The organism is Streptomyces sp. NPDC059850 (assembly GCF_042731515.1).
GTDB lineage: Bacteria > Actinomycetota > Actinomycetes > Streptomycetales > Streptomycetaceae > Streptomyces.
Genome location: NZ_JBHWJI010000020.1, coordinates 101349 through 122615 on the forward strand (window position 1 = coordinate 101349; position 21267 = coordinate 122615).

General features: G+C 72.5%; 16 protein-coding genes. 7 read left to right on the forward strand and 9 right to left on the reverse strand.

What is annotated here, in order from left to right:
- Window positions 1–21 precede the first annotated feature (21 nt).
- A complete protein-coding gene (gene dapE, locus ACFV9T_RS18890; RefSeq protein WP_385441623.1) occupies window positions 22–1092 on the reverse strand; it encodes a succinyl-diaminopimelate desuccinylase in 1071 nt (356 codons plus the stop codon).
- A complete protein-coding gene (locus ACFV9T_RS18895; RefSeq protein WP_385441625.1) occupies window positions 1089–2525 on the reverse strand; it encodes an amino acid permease in 1437 nt (478 codons plus the stop codon). Before ACFV9T_RS18895 ends, dapE begins: the two co-directional genes overlap by 4 nt.
- Before the next feature lie 599 nt (window positions 2526–3124).
- Between ACFV9T_RS18895 and ACFV9T_RS18900 the strand changes: the two genes are divergently transcribed.
- The 3 genes from ACFV9T_RS18900 (at window position 3125) to ACFV9T_RS18910 (ending at window position 9506) form a co-directional block, all read left to right on the forward strand.
- Complete coding sequence (locus tag ACFV9T_RS18900; RefSeq protein ID WP_385441627.1) at window positions 3125–7075, forward strand: Pls/PosA family non-ribosomal peptide synthetase; 3951 nt, start codon at window positions 3125–3127, stop codon at window positions 7073–7075.
- On the forward strand, window positions 7072–8463 hold the full coding sequence (locus ACFV9T_RS18905; RefSeq protein ID WP_385441629.1) for a M1 family metallopeptidase: 1392 nt from the start codon (window positions 7072–7074) through the stop codon (window positions 8461–8463). Before ACFV9T_RS18900 ends, ACFV9T_RS18905 begins: the two co-directional genes overlap by 4 nt.
- A gap of 131 nt (window positions 8464–8594) precedes the next feature.
- Entirely contained in the window at window positions 8595–9506 is a 912-nt protein-coding gene (locus tag ACFV9T_RS18910) for an endonuclease/exonuclease/phosphatase family protein (protein ID WP_385441630.1), read from the forward strand.
- 24 nt (window positions 9507–9530) lie between these two features.
- Here the strand turns inward: ACFV9T_RS18910 and ACFV9T_RS18915 are convergent, their stop codons facing one another.
- The 6 genes from ACFV9T_RS18915 to ACFV9T_RS18940 form a co-directional block, all read right to left on the reverse strand.
- Entirely contained in the window at window positions 9531–10853 is a 1323-nt protein-coding gene (locus ACFV9T_RS18915; RefSeq protein ID WP_385441722.1) for an alpha-L-fucosidase, read from the reverse strand.
- The gene (locus tag ACFV9T_RS18920) at window positions 10850–11704 is read right to left on the reverse strand and encodes a carbohydrate ABC transporter permease (protein ID WP_385441633.1); all 855 of its coding nucleotides are present in this window, start codon (window positions 11702–11704) and stop codon (window positions 10850–10852) included. Before ACFV9T_RS18920 ends, ACFV9T_RS18915 begins: the two co-directional genes overlap by 4 nt.
- A complete protein-coding gene (locus tag ACFV9T_RS18925) occupies window positions 11697–12707 on the reverse strand; it encodes a carbohydrate ABC transporter permease (RefSeq protein ID WP_385441634.1) in 1011 nt (336 codons plus the stop codon). Before ACFV9T_RS18925 ends, ACFV9T_RS18920 begins: the two co-directional genes overlap by 8 nt.
- A 53-nt stretch (window positions 12708–12760) precedes the next feature.
- A complete protein-coding gene (locus ACFV9T_RS18930; RefSeq protein WP_385441636.1) occupies window positions 12761–13981 on the reverse strand; it encodes an ABC transporter substrate-binding protein in 1221 nt (406 codons plus the stop codon).
- Window positions 13982–14414: 433 nt separating this feature from the next.
- Window positions 14415–15083 carry a response regulator gene (locus ACFV9T_RS18935; protein WP_385441637.1) on the reverse strand — a complete coding sequence of 223 codons (669 nt, stop codon included), beginning with the start codon at window positions 15081–15083 and terminating at the stop codon, window positions 14415–14417.
- A 35-nt stretch (window positions 15084–15118) separates the two neighbouring features.
- Window positions 15119–16345, reverse strand: coding sequence for a sensor histidine kinase (locus tag ACFV9T_RS18940; protein WP_385441638.1), 1227 nt, complete (start codon window positions 16343–16345; stop codon window positions 15119–15121).
- A gap of 200 nt (window positions 16346–16545) precedes the next feature.
- Between ACFV9T_RS18940 and ACFV9T_RS18945 the strand changes: the two genes are divergently transcribed.
- The 3 genes from ACFV9T_RS18945 (at window position 16546) to ACFV9T_RS18955 (ending at window position 19320) form a co-directional block, all read left to right on the forward strand.
- Window positions 16546–17322 (forward strand): class I SAM-dependent methyltransferase, encoded by a 777-nt coding sequence (locus ACFV9T_RS18945; RefSeq protein WP_385441641.1) that lies wholly within the window; start codon window positions 16546–16548, stop codon window positions 17320–17322.
- 62 nt (window positions 17323–17384) lie between these two features.
- Complete coding sequence (locus ACFV9T_RS18950; RefSeq protein ID WP_385441643.1) at window positions 17385–17753, forward strand: CATRA system-associated protein; 369 nt, start codon at window positions 17385–17387, stop codon at window positions 17751–17753.
- Window positions 17740–19320 (forward strand): CATRA conflict system CASPASE/TPR repeat-associated protein, encoded by a 1581-nt coding sequence (locus ACFV9T_RS18955; RefSeq protein ID WP_385441644.1) that lies wholly within the window; start codon window positions 17740–17742, stop codon window positions 19318–19320. Before ACFV9T_RS18950 ends, ACFV9T_RS18955 begins: the two co-directional genes overlap by 14 nt.
- Here the strand turns inward: ACFV9T_RS18955 and ACFV9T_RS18960 are convergent.
- Window positions 19277–20362, reverse strand: a complete 1086-nt coding sequence (locus tag ACFV9T_RS18960) for a DUF3533 domain-containing protein (RefSeq protein ID WP_385441647.1) — start codon at window positions 20360–20362, stop codon at window positions 19277–19279. The genes ACFV9T_RS18955 and ACFV9T_RS18960 overlap by 44 nt on opposite strands.
- Window positions 20363–20480: 118 nt before the next feature.
- Here ACFV9T_RS18960 and ACFV9T_RS18965 point away from each other — a divergent pair, with 118 nt between their 5' ends.
- Complete coding sequence (locus ACFV9T_RS18965) at window positions 20481–21146, forward strand: TetR/AcrR family transcriptional regulator (protein ID WP_385441650.1); 666 nt, start codon at window positions 20481–20483, stop codon at window positions 21144–21146.
- The last annotated feature ends 121 nt before the right edge of the window (window positions 21147–21267 follow it).

Sequence of the window (21267 nt, forward strand, 5' to 3'; positions counted from 1 at the left end):
AGGGGCGGACGCCCCCTGGGGTCAGCGGCCGCCGAGCCAGTCCGCGAGCCGTGTCTCGCAGGCGCGCAGCTGGGCCAGGGGCACGTACTCGCCCGGGGTGTGGGCCAGGGACGGGTCGCCCGGGCCGTAGTTGAGGGCCGGGGTGCCGAGCGCGGTGAAGCGGGCGACGTCGGTCCAGCCCAGCTTGGGGCGGGGCTCCGCGCCCACCGCGGCCACGAACGAGGCGGCTTCGGGGCGGTCGAGGCCGGGGAGGGCGCCGGGGGTGACCTCGGTGACCTCCACCTCGTACTCCGGGAAGAGGTCCCGCACGTAACGCTCGGCCCGCTCGGGTGAACGGCTGGGCGCGAAGCGCAGATTGACGGTGATCACGCAGCTGTCGGGGACGACGTTCTCGGCCACCCCCGCGCGCACGGCGACGGCGCTCAGCCCCTCGCGGTACTCCAGGCCGTCGATGGCGACGCGCTCGGCGGTGTGGTCGTCCAGACGCTTGAGCACTTCGGCGGCCCGGTGGGCGGCGTTGACGCCCTGCCAGGCGCGGGCGGTGTGCGCGCGGGCGCCGCGCACGGTGATGTCGGCCATCAGCATGCCCTGGCAGCCCGCCTCGACTCCGGCGTCGGAGGGTTCCATGAGGATCGCGAGGTCGGCGTGGAGCAGTTCGGGGCGCTCGGTGGCGATCTGGGCGAGGCCGTTGCGGTCGCCGGAGACCTCTTCGCAGGCGTAGAAGACGTAGGTCACATCGTGGACCGGCGCGGTGAGGGTGGCCGCGAGCCGCAGGGCGACCGCGACGCCGCCCTTCATGTCGCAGGCGCCGAGCCCGTGGAGCGCTTCGGCGTCGAGGCGGGCGGGCAGGTTTCCGGCGGCGGGGACGGTGTCCAGATGGCCCGCGACGATCACGCGCCGCTCGCGGCCAAGACCGGTGCGGGCCACCACCGAGTCGCCGATCCGCTCGACCGTCAGCTGCGGCAGAACGCGCAGCGCGGTCTCGACGGCGTCGGCGAGGGCGGCCTCCTCGCCACTCTCGGAGGGGATGTCGACCAGGGCGCGGGTGAGCGCGACGACATCGGTGGCCAGATCGAGAGTGGGGGTGGTCATGGCGTGGTCTCCTGAACGGTCTTCTCGGGGGTGGCGGCGCGGCCCAGCGCGGAGTGGCGGATGCCGTAGAGCCCGTACACCGCGAGCCCCGCCGCCATCCAGGCGCCGAACGCGATCCAGGTGTCGGCGCCGAGCCCGTACATGACGTACACACAGGCGGCCACGCCGAGCAGCGGTGTCACCGGCGCGAAGGGCACCCGGAAGCCGCGGGGCGCCTCCGGGCTGCGCCGCCGCAGGATCAGCACCGCCAGGTTGACCAGGGCGAAGGCGAAGAGGGTGCCGATGCTGGTGGCGTCCGCGAGGGCGCCGAGCGGAATGAGCGCGGCCAGGACCGTGACGAAGAGGGTGACGATGACCGTGCCCGCGCGCGGCACCCCGGTCCGCGCGTGGACCCGGGAGAAGAGCGGCGGGATGAGCCCGTCGCGGGACATCGCGAAGAGGATGCGGATCTGGCCGTACTGCACGGTCAGGACGACGCTCGTGGTGGCGATGACCGCGCCGATGGACAGCAGCACGGGCCACAGGTTGCCGCCGCCGACCGAACGCACCAGCACCTGGCTCAGCGTGGCCTCGGTGCCCGCGAACCGCTGCCAGGGCATCGCCCCGACCGCCGCCAGCGCCACCGCGCAGTACAGGGCGGTGACGAGGGCGAGCGAGAAGATGATGGCGCGCGGCAGATCGCGCTGCGGGTTCTTCGCCTCCTCACCGGCCGTGGACGCGGCGTCGAAGCCGATGTACGAGAAGAACAGCGAGGCCGCGCCCGCGGTCATCCCGGCGGTGCCGAGCGGGAAGAGCGGGCGGAAGTTCCCGGCGTGGAAGGCGGTGAAGGCGACCGCGCAGAACATCACCAGCACGACGACCTTCACCGTCACCATGACGGCGTTGGCGACCGCGCTCTGCCGCGCCCCGCGCAGCAGCACCACCATGGCGAGGAGGACGATCACGGCGGCGGGCACGTTCAGCACCCCGCCCTCCCCCGGCGGCGCGGCGAGGGAATCGGGCAGCGTCCAGCCGATGGTGAGCTGGAGCAGTTCGTTGACGTACTGCCCCCAGCCGACCGCGACCGCGGCCACCGACACGCCGTACTCCAGGATCAGACACCAGCCGCAGACCCAGGCCACCAGCTCGCCGAGGGTGGCGTACGCGTAGCTGTACGAGGATCCGGCGCCCGGGATCATGCCCGCCAGCTCGGCATACGAGAGCGCCGAGAACAGCGCGGTGAGCCCGGCGAGCACGAACGAGACCACCACCGCGGGACCGGCCTCGGGCACCGCCTCGCCCAGCACCACGAAGATCCCGGTGCCGAGGGTGGCGCCCACGCTGAGCAGCGTGAGCTGGCTCAGCCCCATGGTGCGCCGCAGCGGGCCGCCGCTCGCGTCGGCGACCAGACCCGCCACGCTCCGGCGCCTTGTCAGCTTGTTCTCACCTTGCACCGACCCGCTCCTTCCGCTGCCGCATGGCGTCTGATGATGCGGCAGCGGGGTGGGCGCGGGGTTGCGCGCATCGGCCAAGATGGCCCGGATCGCTTTGCACGATCGGCCAAGCGCCGCCCGGTCGGAGGTGCTGATCGGAGAGGGTCCGCCCTGACCAGGGCTCCTGTGAGTCCGGACACAGGATGATCAGCCGCTTCTGAGGGGTGCGGCGTCCCCCGGGAAACCAGCCCCCACCAGGCATGATGTGCGACTGGCGGGAGTGTGCGCGAGGGGCGGGCCGATGGGCGGCGTGGCCCTCGCCCGGGGGCGCGGGCATCCCGTAACACGAGCGGCTCCTGTTAACACTGGGTAAACTGCCTGTTCGGCGTGCGCGGCGTCGGTTCGGTTGGGGGGCGGAACAAGCCCTTCCGGCCATCGGTGGCCGCGGATTCGGGGCGGCCGCTGAAGGCCGCCCCGAGTGTTCGCCCTCGCGGCATCCCTCAGCCGCGAGCGGGTGTTCGGGACCCGGCTCAGTGTGGAGCCGGTATGGCAGAGGCCGATGGTCCGGTGGTCCGGACGGTGTCGCCGAACTCTCGGTCCACCGAAGCCGGAGAGGCCGGATGACTGTAGTAGACGAGTCCCAGACGCTGACCGAACCGCTGCCCGCGCCCGCCGCGGAGCCCGTGGCACCGCCCGCCCTGTTCCCGGGGCGCGGCACCCACGCCGAGCGCACCCTCATGGACGTCCTCGGCGCGACCGCCCGCCGCCACCCGAACGCCCCCGCCGTCGACGACGGCAAGGCCGCGCTGAGCTACCGGGCGCTGCTGGCCGAGGTGGAGCGGGTGCGGCGGCGGCTGGCCGGGGCGGGCGTCGGCGTCGGCGACCGGGTCGGCATCCGCGTCCCCTCCGGCACCGCCGATCTGTACGTCGGGATCCTGGCCGTGCTGGCCGTGGGCGCGGCGTATGTGCCGGTGGACGCGGAGGACCCGGACGAGCGGGCCGAGCTGGTCTTCTCCGAGGCCGAGGTGAGCGTGGTGCTCGGCGCCGGCCTGGAGATGACGGTGCGCGCCGAGCCGCACGGCGGCCCCGGCCGGCCTGGGCCCGGCGACGACGCGTGGATCATCTTCACCTCCGGATCGACGGGCAAGCCCAAGGGCGTCGCCGTCACCCACCGCAGCGCGGCCGCGTTCGTGGACGCCGAGGCCGGGCTGTTCCTGGCCGATGAGCCCATGGGGCCGGGCGACCGGGTGCTGGCCGGTCTGTCGGTGGCCTTCGACGCGTCCTGTGAGGAGATGTGGCTCGCGTGGCGCAGCGGCGCCTGTCTGGTGCCCGCGCCCCGGTCGCTGGTGCGCACGGGTGTGGACCTGGGCCCCTGGCTGGTCGAGCAGGAGATCACCGTGGTCTCCACGGTCCCCACACTGGCCGCGCTGTGGCCGGTGGAGGCGCTGGACGACGTACGGCTGCTGATCTTCGGCGGCGAGGCGTGCCCGCCGGAGCTGGCCGAGCGGATGGCGGTCGAGGACCGTGAGGTGTGGAACACCTACGGTCCGACCGAGGCCACCGTCGTGGCGTGCGCGGCGCAGCTGACCGGCGAGGGTCCGGTGCGGATCGGGCTGCCGCTCGACGGCTGGGAGCTGGCCGTCGTGGATTCCCGGGGCGAGGTCGTGCCCATGGGTGAGGTCGGCGAGCTGGTGATCGGCGGGGTCGGTCTGGCCCGCTATCTCGACCCGGCGAAGGACGCCGAGAAGTACGCCCCGCTCCCGGCCCTGGGCTGGTCGCGCGCGTACCGCAGCGGTGACCTGGTGCGCGCCGAGGAGGAGGGGCTGCTGTTCGTCGGCCGGGCCGATGAACAGGTCAAGCTGGGCGGCCGCCGGATCGAGCTGGGCGAGGTGGACGCCGCGCTGCAGGCACTGCCGGGCGTGGCGGGCGCCGCGGCCGCGGTACGGACGACGAAGGCGGGCCACCAGCTGCTGGTGGGCTACGTCGTGCCCGAAGGACCCGAAGAAGACGACGGCTTCGACCAGGCGGACGCGCTGGACCGGCTGCGGGAGGTGCTGCCCGCCGCGCTGGTGCCGCTGCTCGCGGTGGTCGGCACGCTGCCGACCCGTACCTCCGGCAAGGTGGACCGGGCCGCGCTGCCCTGGCCGCTGCCGGGCGTCGGCACGGCCGCGACCCCGGACGCGCTGACCGGGACCGAGAGCTGGCTGGCCGAGCTGTGGGGCGAGGTGCTGGGCACCCCCGCGAGCGGGCCGGACGCCGACTTCTTCGCGGCGGGCGGGGGCAGCCTCGCCGCCGCCCAGCTCGTCTCGCGCATCCGGGACCGCTACCCCAGCGGGTCGGTCAGCGACATCTACCAGAACCCGCGGCTGGGCGCGCTCGCCCGGACGCTGGACGCGATGGGCTGCGAGGCGACGGCTTCGCGCACCGTGCGGCCCGTCCCCCGGCGCACCGGCCTCGCGCAGTCGCTGCTGACGCTGCCGCTGCTGACGGTCGCCGGGCTGCGCTGGGGCGTGGCCGCGGCCGCCGTCCTCAATACGCTGCATCTGCTGGGTTCCGCGCCCTGGGCGCCCACCGTCTCCTGGTGGTGGATCGCGCTCGGCTGGCTGCTCTTCGTATCGCCGCCGGGCCGGATCGCGATCGCCGCGGGCGGTGCGCGGCTGCTGCTGCGGGGGCTCAAGCCGGGGACGTACCAGCGCGGCGGCGGCGTCCATCTGCGGCTGTGGACGGCCGAGAAGCTGGCCGAACTGAGCGGTGCCACCGGCCTGTCGGGCAGCTGGCTCACCCACTACGCGCGGGCGCTGGGCGTGCGGATCGGCCCGGATGTCGATCTGCACGCGCTGCCGCCGGTGACCGGGATGCTCAAGCTCGGCAGGGGCAGCGCGGTCGAGCCCGAGGTCGATCTGTCAGGCCACTGGCTGGACGGCGACCGGCTGCGGATCGGCCGCATCCGGATCGGCGCGGGCGCCACGGTCGGCGCGCGCAGCACGCTCTTCCCCGGCGCCCGGATCGGCAAGCGCGCCGAGATCGCCCCGGGGTCCGGGGTGACCGGCGCGGTGCCCGCGGGGCGCCGCTGGGCGGGCGTACCGGCCGCCAAGTCCGGCAAGGCGGCGCAGCACCGGCCCGAGGACCGGCCGGAGCGCACCCGCCGCTGGGCCGTGGTGTACGGGCTCACCTCGCTGGCGCTGACTCTGCTGCCCGCGCTGGCGCTGCTGCCCGCGCTCGCCGTCCTCGTGCTGTTCGTCCGGGGCACCCACGAGCCGGTCCCGGCGCTGCTCCACGCGCTGGCCGCGGTGCCGCTGGCGACCGTGGCCGGGATGGTCTGCTACGCGCTGCTCATCCTGGCCGGGGTACGGGCGCTCGGCATCGGCCTGCGCGCGGGCCAGCACCCCGTGCACGGGCGCGTCGCCTGGCAGGCGTGGGCCACCGAGCGGCTGATGGACATGGCGCGGGTGCATCTGTTCCCGCTGTACGCGAGCCTGTTCACCCCGGTGTGGCTGCGGGCGCTCGGGATGAAGGTGGGGCGCGGGGTCGAGGCGTCCACCGTGCTGGCGCTGCCGTCGATGACGACGGTGGGCGACGGCGCGTTCCTCGCCGACGACACCATGGTGGCGTCGTACGAACTGGGCGGCGGACGGCTGCGGATCGCCGAGTCGCGGGTCGGCAAGATGGCGTTCCTCGGCAACTCCGGTATGGCCGCGGGCGGCAGCTCGGTCCCCAAGCGCGGTCTGGTCGGCGTGCTGTCCGCGGCGCCCAAGGGCGCCAAGGCGGGCAGCTCGTGGCTCGGGATGCCGCCGATGAAGCTGCCGAGGGCGGCCGAGGAGGGCGACCAGAGCCGTACGTACCGTCCGGCGCGGCGGCTGAAGTGGGCGCGTGGCGCCGTCGAACTGTGCCGGATCGTACCCGTCATGGGCAGCACGGCGCTCGCGGTGCTGGTGCTGGCCGCCTTCGGCGCGATCGCCGGACGGTTCGGCTTCCCGGCCGCGCTGGCGGCGGGCGGCGTGCTGCTCATCGCGGGCGGTCTGGTGGCGTGCGTCGTGGCGGTGCTGGCCAAGTGGCTGCTGGTGGGCCGGTTCCGGGCCACCGAACGGCCGCTGTGGAGTTCGTTCGTGTGGCGCACCGAGCTGGCGGACACCTTCGTGGAGGTGCTGGCGGTGCCGTGGCTGGCCGGGGCCGTGTCCGGTACGCCGCTGATGAACTGGTGGCTGCGGGGGCTGGGCGCGCGCATCGGGCGCGGAGCCTGGTGCGAGACGTACTGGCTGCCCGAGGCCGACCTGGTGCGGATCGGCGCCGGGGCGAGCGTGAACCGGGGCTGCGTGGTGCAGACCCATCTCTTCCACGACCGGATCATGCGCATGGACGAGGTCGTCCTGGAGGAGGGCGCGACCCTGGGCCCGCATGGCATCGTGCTGCCGGGCGCCACGGTGGGCGCGTGTGCCACGGTGGGTCCGGCGTCGCTGGTGATGCGCGGCGAGGCACTGCCCGCGGGTACCCGGTGGCTGGGCAACCCGATCGCGGCGTGGCAGCCGGAGAAGGAGCGGGACATGCGGAAGACGGAGGGTACGGCGAAGTGAGCAGGGGCAAGGGCGGCCGCCGGGCGCAGGCGGCGCCCGGCGGCGCGGTCGGGGCGGTCGGCGCGGACAGGTCCGGGGACTCGTATCTGCCCGGGCACGGCAACGGCGGCTACCGGGTGACCCATTACGACCTGGAGCTGAACTGCCGTCCGAGCACCGGGCGGCTCTCGGGCCGGGCCCGGATCTCGGCGGTCGCCGAGCCGGGCGCGACGGGCGAGCCGCTGTCCGGATTCAGCCTCGACCTGGGCGCGTTCCGGGTGGACGGGGTGCTGGTCGACGGGGTCCGCGCGGCCCGCTACACCCACCGGGCGGACAAGCTGCGCGTCCGCCCGGCCCGCCCGCTGCCCGCCGGGACGCCGTTCACCGTCGAGGTGCGGTACGTCGGGGTGCCCCGGCCGGTGAAGACCCGGCACTGGGGCGACCTGGGCTGGGAGCAGCTGGAGGACGGGGCGCTGGTGGCCGGCCAGCCGATCGGCGCGCCGTCCTGGTTCCCGTGCGACGACCACCCGGCCGGCAAGGCGTCGTACCGGATCGCGGTGACCGCGCCGTCGCCGTACACGGTGGTCGCCGCGGGCACCCTGGAGTCGTGCACGGTCAGCGCCTCCACCACGACCTGGGTGTACGAGCACCCGGCGCCGATGTCCACGTATCTCGCCACCGTCCAGATCGGCCTGTACGACCTGGTCGAGCTGACGGACCCGGCCGTGAGCCGGGTGCCCCAGCGGGCGGCCGTACCGCCGCGGCTGCGCGACCGTTTCGACCACGACTTCGCCCGCCAGCCCCGGATGATGGCCGCCTTCGAGGATCTCTTCGGCCCGTATCCGTTCGACGAGTACGCGGTGGTGGTGACGGACGACGAGCTGGAAGTGCCGGTCGAGGCGCAGACGCTGTCCGTCTTCGGCTCCAACCATGTCGACGGGCAGCGCGGCTGTGAGCGGCTGGTGGCCCATGAGCTGGCCCACCAGTGGTTCGGCAACAGCCTGAGCGTCGCCGACTGGCGCCACATCTGGCTGAACGAGGGCTTCGCCAAGTACGCCGAGTGGCTGTGGTCGGAGGTGTCCGGCGGGGTCCCGGCCGCCGTCCACGCCGCCCGGTTCCGGGCCGCGCTGGCCGAGCAGCCGCAGGATCTGCTGGTCGCGGACCCGGGCATGGCGCGGATGTTCGACGACCGGCTCTACCACCGGGGTGCCCTGACGCTGCACGCGCTGCGTACGGTCCTCGGGGACGACGCCTTCTTCGCGGTGCTGCGGGAGTGGACGGCCACCCACCGCCACGCCACCGTCACCACCATGGAGTTCACGGCCCTGGCGCGGCGCCACACGGAGCGGCCCCTGGACGCGCTGCTCACCGCCTGGCTCTACACCCCCCGGCTGCCGGAACTCCCCTGAGGCGGCGTCCGGGTGTGCGCCTCGCGTTTCGCATCCGGACGCGTTTCGTTTCAACTCACGGCTCCCGCAGGCCACTTCATTCCTACCAGTCGGCCTGATACTGGTGTCATCGCCGGACATCTGGAGGAGCCATGCCCGCACCGCTGTTCAGCCGTCGCCACGGTATGCGCGCCGCGGCCGCCGCAGCTCTCGGACTTCCGCTCGCCACCCAGCCGGAGGCCCGGGCCGACACCGCCGGGGACGGCCCGGCCGTCCCCGTGGGCGGCTCACAGCTGCACACCATGACCTTCAACCTGCGCTACGCCAGCGACACCGCGCCCAACACCTGGGCGCAGCGCCGCCCAGTCATGCGGGAGCTGCTGCGCCGCGCCGAGCCGCATCTGCTGGGCACCCAGGAGGGGCTGTACGGCCAACTGCGCGACATCGCCGCCGATCTCGGCCCGCGCTACGACTGGCTGGGCACGGGCCGGGCGGGTGGCAGCCGCGATGAGTTCATGGCCGTCTTCTACGACACGAGACGGCTGGAGCCGCTGGAGTTCGACCACTTCTGGCTGTCCGACACCCCGTATGTGATCGGCTCCAACACCTGGGGCGGCGCCGTGGTGCGCATGGTGACCTGGGCGCGTTTTCACGACCAGGTCACCGGCAAGCAGTTTTACGCCCTCAACACCCATCTGGACCACGTCAGCCAGTACGCCCGGCAGCGGGCCGCCGTCCTGATCAACACCCGGCTGGCCGGGCTGGACCCGTCGCTCCCCCGGATCGTCACCGGGGACTTCAACGTGGCCGCCCACGGCAACTCCGTCTACGACACCCTGCTGGACGGCGGCCTGCTCGCCGACTCATGGGACACCGCCGACCGGCGCGGCAAGCTGTACGCGACCTTCCACGGCTACAAGCCGCTGGTGCCGGACGGCGACCGGATCGACTGGATCCTCACCTCGCGGGGCGTACGGACCCGCTACGCGGCCATCGACACCTACTCCTCCGGCGGGCAGTTCCCCAGCGACCATCTGCCGGTGCACGCCGTGCTGGAGCTGTGAGCTGGGCCCGGTGCCGGCCGCCCGTCAGGCGCCCTCCCGCAGGAAGAGTTCCACGACCGGCACCGCGACATCGGGCCGGACCACCGGCAGGGACAGGGTGAGGGTGCCGGGCGGCTGGCCGCCGATGGTGGTGTTCTGGGCGGTGGCCGACGGGTCGATCTCGCGGTAGTGGATCTCGGACGCGTCGTGCAGCAGCTGCGCGTACTCGACCTTGCCCGCCAGCCCGGCGAGGTGCACATGGGTGAAGGGCCAGGCGAAGAGGTGGAGGTAGAGGCGGTTGCCGCGCTGGGTGTAGCGGGTGTCGACCGGGGCGCGGTGGGCGGAGGGGCCAGCGCCGTAGATCGAGCGGTTGTGGCGGGACATCCACTCCCCGATGCCCTCCAGCGTGGCGGCGGCGGTCGGGTCCAGTTCGCCGCGCCCGGTGGGCCCGACGTTCAGCAGCATGTTGCCGTTCTTGGCGACGCCGTCGATGAGCATCCGGAGCAGCAGTTCGACGCTCTTGACGTTGAGGTTGTCGCGGTCGTAGCCCCAGCTGCCGTTGAGGGTCTGGCAGGCCTCCCAGACCACCGGCTCGCCGTCGACCTCCATGGGCTTGTCGGGCTGGTACTGCTCCGGGGTGACGAGGTCACCGGGGATCTCCAGCCGGTCGTTGACGATGATCCCGGGCTGGAGGCGGCGGGTGAGCGCGAGGAGTTCCTCCGAGCCCCACTCGTCGGCCCCCTTGGCGTTGAACACCTCGCTGTGCCTGCCGCGCTTGTACGAGAAGTCGTAGAAGAGGTAGTCGATGCGGCCGTAGTCGGTCAGCAGCTCCTCGACCTGGCCGTGGAGGTACGCGCGGTACCGGGCCATGTCGCGGCCCTCGTTGAGCCGCGCGATCTCCTCCGGCGGGTCGTCGCGGCGCGGGTGGAGACCGTCGATGACGAAGTCGGGGTGGTGCCAGTCGATGAGCGAGTGGTAGAAGCCCACGCGCAGCCCCTCGGCGCGCACGGCGTCGACGAACTCGCGGACCAGGTCCTTGCCGATGGGGGTGTGCATCGAGGTGTAGTCCGTCAGCTTCGAGTCCCACAGGCAGAAGCCGTCGTGGTGCTTCGTGGTGAGCACGACGTACTTCATTCCGGCGCGCTTGGCGGACCGCGCCCACTCGCGGGGGTCGTAGAGGTCCGGTTCGAAGTGGCGGAAGTAGCGGTCGTAGTCCTCGTCGGTGATCCGCTCGCGGTTCTTCACCCACTCGTGGCGGGCGGGGAGTGCGTACAGGCCCCAGTGGACGAACATGCCGAAGCGGTCCTCGGTGAACCAGGCGGGGATGGCCATTAAAGCGGATTCCTTTCGGGAAGGGCTGCGGTTCAGCGGCCGCCGAGGCCACTGGTGACGATGCCGCGGATGAGGTGCTTCTGAAGGAGCATCAGGAGGATCACGGTCGGCAGCATCGAAATCACCGACGCCGCCATGACGAGGCTCCACTGGGTCCCCTGCTGGCCGAAGAACGCCTGGAGACCGAGGGGGATGGTCGCGCGGGCGTTCACGTCGTTGACGACGACCAGGGGCCACAGGAAGGAGTTCCAGTAGCTGATGAACGTGAAGACGGCCAGCACGGCCAGGGTCGGGCGGGCCAGCGGCAGCATCACGGCGATGAAGGTCCGCACCGTCCCCGCCCCGTCGGCGCGGGCGGCGTCGTCCAGCTCCTGCGGCACGGTCAGGAAGAACTGCCGCAGCAGGAACGCGCCCAGCGCGGTGAACGCCCACGGGATGATGAGCGCCTGGAAGGTGTCCACCCAGCCGAAGTTCTGCATCATCACGTACATCGGGATGATGAGAACGTCCTGCGGGATCATCAGCGTCGCCAGGAAGAGGACGAAGACGACGTTCCTGCCGCGCCAGCGAAGGCGCGAGAAGGCGTATCCGCTGAACGCCGCGACCGCGACGTTGATGGCGGTGCCGACGGCGGCGACGAACACGCCGTTCAGGATGAACCGCTGGAACGGCAGATAGCTGAAGACATCCGCGAAGTTCTGCCAGCGCAGCTCCGATCCCCAGAGCGTCGGCGGCGTGGTGAAGGTGTCGGCCTCGGGCTTGAGGCTGGTGGCCACCATGTAGATGAGCGGCGACATGAACGCCAGCGCGATCAGGCACAGCAGCAGATAGCCGATGGCCTGCCGGGTCCGTGAAGCGGCCTTCACCGGCCGCGTGTCGCTACTCATAGTGCACCCAACGCTTCTGGCCGAGGAACTGGACCGCCGTGATGCCGAGAATGATCACAAAGAGCACCCAGGCTCCCGCGGAGGCGAGCCCGAGCTGCTGGGTCTGGAAGCCGGTGTTGTAGATGTACTGCACGAGCGTCTCGGTTTCCGTCCCCGGGCCGCCCTTGGTCAGCAGGAACGGCTGGGTGAACACCTGGAACGAGGTGATGAGCGTCATCATCGTCGCGAAGAAGATCGACGGGGAAATCGCCGGGAATTTGATGCGCCAGAAGACCTGCCACGCACTCGCGCCGTCGATCTGGGCGGCCTCGAGCTGGTTTTCCGGCACCGCGTCGAGAGCGGCGGAGAAGATCAGCATGTTGTAGCCGAAACCCGCCCAGACGCTCATCGCGACCACCGCGAGCATGGCCCACGTGCCGTCCGCGAGGAAATTGGGCGCGTTCACCCCGATCGTCGACTGCATCGTCGCGTCGATGAAGCCATCGGGCTGGTAGAGCATCCGCCACACGACGACATTCGCCACCAGCGGCGTGATCGTCGGAATGAAGAACAGCACCCGGAAGACGTGCCGGTGCCGGATCCGCGGCGTCAGCCAGGCCGCGAGTCCGAGCGAGACCACGAGGTTCAGCGGCACATAGAGGACCACGTACTCGACGGTGTTCCGCGCCACGATCCAGAAGGTGTCGTCCGCGAAGAGCTGGCGGTAGTTGTCGAGGCCGGTCCAGGAGTGCTCACCGAGCATCGGCCAGTTCATGAAGCTCACGACGAGGGAGGCGACGATGGGGACCACCGTGAAGATCGCCAGCCCGAGCGAGTGGGGAGTGGCGAACACGGCGCCCCACCACGAGCGCCGCCCGATCTGCCGCCGCCCCGACCGCTCCCCCTCCCCGGGCCGCCGCCCCGCCTTGTGCTTCGGCCCCTCCCGTGCCGCGACCCCCACGTCGGCGGCACCCGTACCAGCCACCGGCACCGCCGACGCCGCCCCGGGAGGAACAGCGGACATCGACGCGGGCGATGGCTGGGACACCGATTCCGTCATTTCCCGACCTCTCAGGCTCACTTCTGGAGTTGTCCGGCGATCGACTTCATCGTCTGCGCTCCCGACTGCTGCCCGTTCAGGGCCTGGATCCCGTACTGGAAGAAGAGCTGCTGGAGCTGGTCGCTCTGCTTGTTCCCGGGCAGTGGGGTCGACGCCTTCTGCGCCGCCTTGAGCACGGTCTCGACACCCGCGATGTTCGCGTTGTCGTACCACGCCTGCTGCGCCGCCGTGCGACCGGGGAAGGCCCGTCCCTGCTCGGCCAGCCCCTTCAGCACCTTCTGACTGGTCATCGTCTTGACCGCCTGGAAGGCCTGGTCGGGGTACTTGCACTGCTTGGAGACGCCGAAGCCGGAGCCCGCCGAGTAGGTGGACGGGGTGGCACCGGCCGTGCCGACGGGAATGGTCGTGATCCCGATGTCGAAATTGGCCTTGCCCTTCCGGTCGAGGAGCGACCAGGGGCCGTCGGGGTACATGCCCACCTTCTTGGCCACGAAGTCGTTGGACGCGACCGAGGTGTCCGAACTCGCCTGAGTGGCCCAGCCGTTCTTCACGAGCGAACCGAGGTAGTCGAAGCCCTTGGCGAACTTCGGGTCCGAGGGGTCGAGCGTGCCGTCCTCCTTGATGACGCGGCCCCCGTTGTAGCCGAGGATCATCGACTCGAGGTTCATGTCCCCGATCGCCGAGCCGAATATCTTCTTCCCCGCGGCCTTGAACTTCGCCGCGGCGGTCTCGAACTCCTTCACCGTCCAGCCCGGCTCCGGTGCCTTCGCGCCCACCTGCTTGAAGAGGTCCTTGTTGTAGAACAGCAGCATGGGCCCGGTGTCGTACGGCAGGGCGTAGATCTTTCCGTCGACCTTCAGCGCGTCGAGCGCGGTGGTGTCGAACTGCGACAGGTCGACGCCCTGCTTCTTCGCGAGGGAGTCGAGCGGCAGCAGGACGTCCGTGTAGTTCGCCGCGCGGAGGCTCTGCATGCTGACGATGCACGGCGCGCTTCCCGCGCTGAGCTGGGTGCGGAGCTTGGTGAAGTAATCCTCGAACGGCGCCCCCTGAATGGTGACCTTCGCGCCGCCGTCCTCCTTGACCGCGTCGGCGACCTTCTGCCAGGCCGCCTTGTCCGCCGAACCGGCGATCCACATCGACCAGGTGAGCTTGTCCTTCGACTGGCCCGACGTGCCGCCGCCGGAGGAGCATCCCGACAACGTGAGACCCAATGCGGCGGCAGCCGCGGTAGCACTCACGAGGAGTCGTCTTTTCATAGCAGTGTCCACTTCAATTTGCGTGCTCACATGGACGTACTCCGGCAGCACGGAATGAATGCGCGTGCGGATGCTGGAGAGAAGCCGCGATCGCGGCGGGGGCGTGAGGGATGAGATGGGGAACGTCAGATGCGGGGTAAGGCGTTGATCCGACCCACGGCGGCTCCATTCGGCCGGTCCCATTTACCAGGACGCATCGGCATCAGAACATCCGATGTATTGGGGTGTCAAGGCGTCGTACGGCCCCAATTCCGCGACAATCGTCCCCCTGCCGCGCGACCATAGTTGGGATGTCTCTTCGCGCTCGTCGCGGGCGCTCCCGCAGGCCGGGGGCCGGGGGCCGTACCCCTGCCGGGCGGGCTCCGCGAAGGCCACCCCGCGAGGGAGCGGAACATCCGATGTGTGGTCGTAACGATCAGCCCAGCAGCCGCCGCTCGGTGGCGACGGCGACCGCGCCCGCCCGGGTGTCCACGCCCAGCTTGCCGTAGATCCGCCCCAGGTGGGTCTTCACCGTGGCCTCGCTGATGAACAGGGCACGGGCGATCTCCCGGTTCCCCAGCCCCCGGGCGAGCTGCTGCAGGATCTCCCGCTCCCGCTCGGAGAGGGCGGGGCGGGGTGTGCGCAGCTGGGCCATCAGCCGGTCGGCGACCGGCGCCGAGAGCGCGGTGCGCCCGGCCGCCGCGTTCCGTATCGCCGCGAACAGCTCCTCCGGCCGCTCGGCCTTGAGCAGATAGCCGGTGGCGCCCGCCTCGATGGCCCGGGCGATGTCGGCGTCGGTGTCGAACATGGTGAGCACCAGCACCCGCGGGGCCGGTTCCTCCGGCGCCGCCCCGGGGGTACCGGAGGCCAGTCGGCGGGTGGCCTCCACTCCGTCCATGCCGTCGCCGAGCTGGAGGTCCATGAGCACCACGTCGGGGCGTACGCGCGCGGCCATGGCCAGCGCTTCCTCGCCACTGCCCGCCTCGCCGACCACCTCGATCCCCGCGGTGCTGGACAGCAGCGCGAGCAGCCCGGCGCGCACCACGGCGTGGTCGTCGCACAGCAGCAGCCGGATGGGCGGGGTGGCGTCGGGCGGGGTGGTCATGGTGCGGCGGTCCTCCGTGTGATGCGGGTGTGACGTCAGGGCGTGGCGAGGGGGACGGCCGCCGATACGACGGTGCCCTCGCCCCGGGTGGATTCGACGGTGAGCGTGCCCCCGAGCTGGCGGGCCCGCACCCGCATGGCGGGCAGCCCGTGGCCCCGCTCCCGGCCGGTGTCCGCCGCCCGGGGGCGCTCGGGGTCGAAGCCACGGCCGTTGTCGGCGATGTCCAGGGAGATCTGGTCGTCCAGCCAGGTCAGGGTGAGCGCGGCCCGGGTCGCCCAGGCGTGTTCCCGCACGTTGGCCAGGGCGCCCTGCGCGATACGCAGCAGCGCGGCCTCGACCCGCTCCGGCACCGGGCCCGGCATGCCGTCGAGCCGGAAGCCGACGGTCAGCCCCTCGCCGCACTCGCGGTCGGCCAGCGCGCTCAGCGCCTCGGCGAGGGTGCGGTCGGCGAGGTCGGCGGGGGCCAGGTCCTGGACGAACCGGCGGGCCTCGGCGAGGCCGCGGGAGGCGATCCCGGCCGCGTCCCGCATATGGCGGCGCGCCGCGTCGGGGTCCGTCTCCCAGGTGCGGTCGGCGGCCTGGAGCAGCATCCCCTGGCTGGACAGACCCTGCGCGAGGGTGTCGTGGATCTCGCTGGCCAGCCGCTGCCGCTCCGCGAGGATGCCCGCCCGCCGCTCGGTGGCGGCCAGATCGCGGCGGGTGCGGACCAGGTCGTCGATCAGGACGCGCTGCCGGGCCGCCTGGCGCTGCAGATGGACCAGCACGGCGGTGGCGACGGCGCTGATGGCCACGGGGGCGACCACCACATTCGGGTTGAGCCCTTGGTGGGAGAGCCGCAGCTCGGTGGCGACGACCGCCACGGTGAGCACGGCCGCCAGCGGCACCGCGATGCGCACGGGCAGCGTCTGCAGCCCGGTGAACAGCAGCGGCATGGCACACCACGTGGCGCTCGGTGCGAGGGCGAGCAGCCCGGCCCAGACCGCCGACACCGCCCCCAGCCAGGCCAGATGCCGCGCGCTCGGCCGGGCGCCGGGGCGTGGCGCGGGGGCCAGCAGCCGCCCGAGCACGTACAGCAGCCCGAAGGCGACGAACAGGGCGACGGCATATCCGGTGTGCGTCCGGCTCTGATCGCGGGTCAGGAAGCGGACCAGTGACGAGCCGAGCAGCAGCAGGAACGCCCCGTCCAGGACCACCCGCAGCCACCGGCCGTCCGGATCGGCCCACTCGACCTCGCGAGCCTCCGCCGCCGGACCGCTCCGCATCGCCGCACCTTCCCTCGCTCTTCTGTAGCCAGTCCTATGACAGGCCGCCGCGCTCCGCATCATCCGATCGGCTGACCCCGCCGTCACCCGAACCGCCTTGGGCCGTTAGCCGGTCCTCCGACGCCCACGGCCGTCACCCGCACCGATGCTGAATCCAGGGCTCGCGACACACAGCCCGCGTCCCCGGGAAAGGATCATTCATGCCCGCCAAGAACGTCACCGTCAACCGTGCCAGCCTCGGCCACCGGGTCTCCTACGCGCTCCGTCACCCCGAACGCGTACCGCGCCACCTGGTGCGGGCCACCCGGGACGCCTGGTTGCGCCGCCGCTTCCCGGACCACGTCGACTACTACCGCGCCGTGATGCGTTCCGACACCCGTGCCAGCGCCGACGCGGCGGTCGGCGGCCGTACCCGGGAGCGGTGGCTGGCGCTGGGCGCGATGCAGTTCGACTACCTGGTCAAGCACGGTCTGCGCCCCGAGCACCGCATGCTGGAGATCGGCTGCGGCAATCTGCGCGCGGGGTGGCGCTTCATCCGCCACCTCGAACCCGGCCACTACTACGGCGTCGACATCTCCCCCGACATCCTGGTCGCCGCACAGGACACCCTGGTCCACACCGAACTGCAGGACCGGCTTCCCAACCTCACCCCCGTCCGCGACCTCACCCTGCGCTTTCTGCCCGAGGCCCACTTCGACGTCGTCCACGCCCACAGCGTGTTCTCCCACTCCCCGCTGCCGGTCATCGACGAGTGCCTGGCCAACGTGGGCCGTGTGCTGGCGCCGGGCGGCTGGTTCGACTTCACCTTCGACCGTACCGAGGGCAAGGAGCACCAGGTCCTGCGGGAGGACTTCTACTACCGCACCGAAACCCTCATCGACCTCGCCGGGAAACACGGCCTGGCGGCCCGCTTCATGGAGGACTGGGAGGAGCTTCCGCACGGCCAGTCCAAGATCCGCGTCACCCACGGCGACTGAGCGCGGCCCGGGTAGATATCTGTACTCATCCCTTTTCACCCCAATGCCGGTAAGTTGGGGCCATGGGAGTGTCGGAGCGGGGCCGGGTCACGGCGGAATTACGTGAGGACGCCGCGGCGGCCCTCGCGGGGGTCGCCGGGCTGGTGCTGCCGCGTGCGGACTGGGCGCATGTGGAGCGCGCGCTGGGGGCGCTGGAGGCTGCGGTTGCGGCCGGGGACGCGCGGGCGCTGGGCGCGGTGACGGGGCGGTTGGAACTGGTGGGGCCGTCGCGGGTGCGACTGCGCGCGGGCGAGGAGGGGGACGGGCACGAGCCCGCCTCGCCCGAAACCCTGGAGCGGCTGGGCCGCTTGGTGCATGCCCTGCGGAGCGGGCCCGATGACGACGACCTCGACCTCACGGAGGGCGCACCGGCCGGTGGTGACCCTCACTGATCAGTCGCTCGTCGTCCACCTCTTCGTGGCCACGACCGGGCCGCGCCGGAGCGCGTCGTACCGGCGGCTGCGGGAGGTGTGGGCGGCGTGCGGGACGCAGCTCGGCATGGTCCGCTCCGCCGCCGCGACGGGGCTGCCCGACACGCTCCCCGAGGAGCTGGCCGGGCTTCCGGCGGCGGGGGCGGTGGCGGCGCGGCGCGACCGTGCGGGGCTGGCACAGGCGGTGCTGCGGCGCCACCACGATCTGCTGTGTCTGTCGGTGGCGCTGTCGCCCGTCGCGGGTGAGCGGGGGGCCTGGGACACCTGGGACCGGCGGTGGACACGGATCGCGGGGGCGGACGGGGGCCCGGAGCGGGAGTGGGTCGTCGGCGAGGCGCGGCTGTTCGTCGCCTATCGCGCCCCGTCCGGCACCGAGCCGGTCGGTGTGCGGGAGCTGGTCGGGGCGATACGGGCCGAACTGCCCCTGCCGCTGGGGCCGGGCGTCGTGCTGGCCCGCCCCGAGGTCACCCTGTGGGAGGCCACCGGCGATTCCGCCACCCGGCCGTCGCGGCGCTTCGTCGCGGTGGCGGACGACGGTGGCGACGGCCCCCGGGACACCGAACTGTGGCTGTGGAGCCAGGGCGGTGACGCACCGCCACCGTTCGCCCGGTATCTGGCGGACGCGGCGAAGCTGCGGTACGAGACGCGGGTGCACGCCGCGCACGACAGCGATCTCGCCTCCCCGGCGGGGGCGGTCGTGGACGGCGCCCTCGCGGCGCTGGACCGCGCATCCCCGGACGACGACACCGCCGATGACGAGCACACGCACGACCGTGGCGAGGAACTCGCCCGGTGGCGCACCCGGTTGCTGTCGCTCACCGCGGGCTCCACGGGCCTCACCCAGTGGATCACCAGGCTCAGGGAGATGCGCACCACCGTGTGCGTCGCCGAGGCCAACATGCGCGCCCAGCGGGACGCCGCGGGCGTCCCCGAGGGCGGCCACGGCCCGTTCGCCGAAGACCTCGCGCTGGCCGCGTGGTTCGTCCAGCGGCTGGGCGACGGCCTGGTCTATCTGGAGGCGGACCGGGAACGGGCCCGGGACGCGCTGACGGCCCTGACGGTCGAGGCGGAACACGCCCTCCAGCGCCGCCGGGAGCTGACGCAGCGTCAGGAGGTGGCCGCGCAGCAGCGGCAGAGCAAGGTCAATCTGCTGCAGAGCGCGTTCCTCGGCGCGGTCCTCATGGTGCTCGCCGCGATCCAGAGTTTCGCGTACGAGGTCCCGTTCCTGCCGCCTCCCGCGGTGCCCGCGCTCATCGCCCTGCTCGGCGCACTCGCCCTCCTGCTGGCCACGCTGGTGCTGTGGCTGGCCACCCCGCCGGAGAGCCGGGCACCGGCCCGGCTCGGCTCGCTGCTCGCCGGGTTGGTGGGCGCCACGGCCGGGTGGCTGGCCAGCACGGTGGCCGTGCACGCGGCCACCGGCCGCGCCGCGCCGGATGCGCTGACCTGGGCGGTCGCGCTTCCGGCGTTCGGCTGCGGATGGCTGGTCATGCGGCGGCGACTGCTGCGCGCCGACGGCGGATCAGGGTGACGCCGAGGACACTGACCAGCGTGCCGCCGAGGGCGTAGGCGGCCAGCACCGCCAGGTTGGCGGCGATGCCGTGGCCGGAGAAGTACATGATGTGGCGCACGGCATGGGTCGCGGCGCCGTTGGGTAGCGCGGGGCTCAGCGCCCGCCAGAACGGCGGCAGCAGCTCAGGGCCGTACGCGCCACCGGCGCTGGGGTTGCCGAGGACCACGAACAGCAGGATCGTGACGCCGATACCCAGGACGCCGAAGAGCACCTGGAAGGCGATGGTCATGGCGGCGGCGCCGAAGACGACCAGCGCCCCGATCGCCGACAGCGCGAGGAAGTGGCCGTTCAACGCGCCGAGCAGCGGGCCCACGATCGCCGCGCCGCCCAGGCCGGACAGCACCGCGTACGGAACGGCCGCCAGCAGCCGCCGCCCGGCGCCGCGCGCGGTGGCCGGGCGGGCACCGAGGGACATGCCCAGCAGCGCGGCGAACAGATAGCCGCCCACGGTCCAGCCCACCACCAGGTAGAAGCTGCTCAGCCCCCGGGCGTCGCCCGCCTGCGCGGGGAAGGCGTCCACGACGGACGCGGTGCGGCCCTGCGCCTTCTCGGCCTTCGCGATCACCGTTTCCAGCGCGGTGGCCGTGGAGGCGCCACCGGCACCGGCGGTCAGGAGGGTGTCGGTGCGGGAGCCGGGCTTCACGATGAGCGCCCCGCTGATCTCCCCCGTACGCAGCCGCTCGCGGGCCGTGGCCTCATCGGTGGCGGTGGCCTTCAGCGGCTGGCCGGGCATCCCGTTGAGCTTCCGCACCGCGTCCGGGGCCACCCGTTCCGGCGCCGCGACGGCGATCGGGATGCGGTGCGGCTCGGGGTGGTGGAACGCGCCCACGTACGACAGGACGAATCCCAGTTGCAGCAGCAGCGCGCCGACGAGCATGGCCGCGACGCGCGCCGGGACCGCGCCGCGCAGCCGCGCCCACCATCCCCGGGACGCCGCGCCCTCGCCTCCCGGCCGGTCCGCGTCCGACTCCGGCCGCGACTCCCCTTCCGTGCTCCGCACCGGGGTCTTTGTGGGGTCCGTATCCACCTGGCTCACTGATCCGCACTTCCTCAATCACCGACGAGTTCGATACACAATCGTATCGGATACACGAGTGTATCGAACTAGGATGGAGCGCATGACGGAAGCCAGTAACAGCGCGGTCGACCGCCGGGCGCTGCGCAGCGGACGACGCGCGGACGGCACCCCCACCCGCGTCACCCGGCGCCGGGCCGAGACCCGGGAACGGCTGCTGGGCGCGGCGCTCACGGTCTTCGCCGAGCGCGGCTTCGGCCGCGCGGGAATCGAGGAGATCTGCGAGGCCGCCGGGTATACGCGCGGCGCCTTCTACTCCAATTTCGACAGCCTCGACGAGCTGTTCTTCGCGCTCTACGAGCGGCAGGCCGCGCTCGTGACGGACCAGGTGCGGGACGCGCTGGACGGCGCCACTCCCGACGAGGGTCTCGCGGTCCTGCTCGACCGGGTGGTGGGCGCGCTGCTGATCGACCGCACCTGGGTCCTCGTACGCACCGACTTCATGCTGTACGCGGCGCGCGACCCGGACACCGCGGCCACCCTGATCCGGCACCGCGAGGCGCTGCGCGAAACGCTGCAGCCGATCGTGACCGCCTTTGTCGACCCCGACACCATGCCGCCCGGGCTGCGTGACCCCGAGTCGCTGACGGCGGCGGTCCTCACGATCCACGACGCGGCGGCCGAACGGCTGCTGCTCGACCCGGATCTCGACGCGCTGCGCGACTGGCTGCGCGACATGCTCACCGCTCTGCTCGCCCCCCGGCGCTGAGGTAGGGACGAAACGTGTGTGGCGGGGGGGGGGCGCCCGGCCCCCCCCCCCCCCCCCCGGACACGGGGACACCACCCCGCGCCCGCGGGGCGGCGCGGGCGGGGCCGGGGGCGGCCCCCGG

Bases quoted from the DNA above. Each gene is read 5' to 3' on its own strand.
- dapE (WP_385441623.1), bottom strand. From the start codon at position 1,092: ATGACCACCCCCACTCTCGATCTGGCCACCGATGTCGTCGCGCTCACC.
- ACFV9T_RS18900 (WP_385441627.1), top strand. From the start codon at position 3,125: ATGACTGTAGTAGACGAGTCCCAGACGCTGACCGAACCGCTGCCCGCG.
- ACFV9T_RS18910 (WP_385441630.1), top strand. From the start codon at position 8,595: ATGCCCGCACCGCTGTTCAGCCGTCGCCACGGTATGCGCGCCGCGGCC.
- ACFV9T_RS18920 (WP_385441633.1), bottom strand. From the start codon at position 11,704: ATGAGTAGCGACACGCGGCCGGTGAAGGCCGCTTCACGGACCCGGCAG.
- ACFV9T_RS18925 (WP_385441634.1), bottom strand. From the start codon at position 12,707: ATGTCCGCTGTTCCTCCCGGGGCGGCGTCGGCGGTGCCGGTGGCTGGT.
- ACFV9T_RS18935 (WP_385441637.1), bottom strand. From the start codon at position 15,083: ATGACCACCCCGCCCGACGCCACCCCGCCCATCCGGCTGCTGCTGTGC.
- ACFV9T_RS18940 (WP_385441638.1), bottom strand. From the start codon at position 16,345: ATGCGGAGCGGTCCGGCGGCGGAGGCTCGCGAGGTCGAGTGGGCCGAT.
- ACFV9T_RS18945 (WP_385441641.1), top strand. From the start codon at position 16,546: ATGCCCGCCAAGAACGTCACCGTCAACCGTGCCAGCCTCGGCCACCGG.
- ACFV9T_RS18950 (WP_385441643.1), top strand. From the start codon at position 17,385: ATGGGAGTGTCGGAGCGGGGCCGGGTCACGGCGGAATTACGTGAGGAC.
- ACFV9T_RS18965 (WP_385441650.1), top strand. From the start codon at position 20,481: ATGACGGAAGCCAGTAACAGCGCGGTCGACCGCCGGGCGCTGCGCAGC.